Genomic DNA, 1428 nt, shown 5'->3' on the forward strand with positions numbered 1-1428 from the left:
CTCGACCTCAACGGTCTGATCAACGTGGTGGCAACGGTGACGGCGACGGACGGCGACAACGACGTCGTGTCGCAGCAAAGCACGAGCTCGGGGCCGTTGTCTCTGACCTTCGACGACACCGATCCGACGATCACGGTGCCGTTCGACGGTGACCAGAACGCCGGCAACGGTACCGGGACCCACGAGACTCTGGCCAACACGCTCAACGCGTCGGCTATCGGAGCCTTCGGGTACGACATGGTGGACAAGCATACGGCCGCAGAATATTTGGCGGGTGCTAGCGATTTCGTCGATGTCAACGGTGCCCTTGCCGGCATCCAGATCACCCTTGACGGCAATCTCACCGGCCTTGTGCCGGCACCCGGCACGACCCCGTTCCTTAGCTCGGTCGCGACGCTGCAGTCGGAAAGCGCTACCTCGGCGACGTTCAACTGGACCGCTAGCTACGACAGCGACCCGAACACGGCTGGCATTCAGCCGGGCTCGGTGGGTGGTACTCTCGTCTTCCACAAGGATGCCGGCACTTATACCATCACCTTGAGCGACACGGTGGAGGGCTTCACCAAGGACATTCTGCACACCAGTGAGCTTCTATTCAAGGAGCCCTTGAGCAACACCGGTCACCCGAACATCGTGGTGGAGAAGCTCTTCGAGGCGGACAGCACACCCGAAACGACCGACCGGGACTTCTTCGTGCAGTTCACCGGCAACTCGAACCCCAACGGTAGCCCGTTAGGTTTCAATGCGACAGGCGATGGCGCGCCGGCTGGATTGCCTAACAATCTTGACACGGCTTTCGACGCTGGCCAGCAGATCAGTAGCAACTTCGAGGATTGGATTTCTGCAACCCAAGCCACGAACGGAGTTGCCGGTGACACGATCCAGAAGGGTGAGTTGCTTACACTGCGGTTCTTCGACCACAGCCCCGGCATCGTCACCGACGACGGAGTCAACAACGTCCCGAACCAGTCTGCCACCGACATGGCCATCAAGTTCGACGGTATCGGGAACAGCGAAGATCTTATGCTGATCCTCAATCTCGTCAACTACGGTTCCGACGGGATTGCCGGCGGCAGCGGCACCGCCGCCGACACGTTCACCACGAAGGCGATGTACGTGTCGAACACGAACATCTTCAAGGCGGGGCAGGTCCCCACCGCATACGCGGCGGACTTCCCGCTCGATAACAACGACGGTCTCGTCATCATCGAGAAGAACGACTACAACGCAACCGGTGAGAACTGGGTGCTCCAAGGCGCCCAGATCATGCAGTCCGGCAACGGGCTCACCGGTACTGCAATCGACCTGAACAAAGCAACCGGTACTGGTACGACTGGTGCCAGCACGGGAACCCACGCCTTCGACGTGACCGACAATGACGTGCTGAAGATCACGGACATCGGCTTCACCTCGACCCAGACCACGACG

General features: G+C 60.2%; 1 pseudogene. It reads left to right on the forward strand.

Features of this window, described 5'->3' with window-relative positions:
* Positions 1-1428 (forward strand): annotated as a pseudogene (locus LB559_RS32785) (hypothetical protein); the annotation flags it as partial.

The organism is Mesorhizobium sp. BR1-1-3, assembly GCF_020165455.1.
Classification (GTDB): domain Bacteria; phylum Pseudomonadota; class Alphaproteobacteria; order Rhizobiales; family Rhizobiaceae; genus Mesorhizobium; species Mesorhizobium ciceri.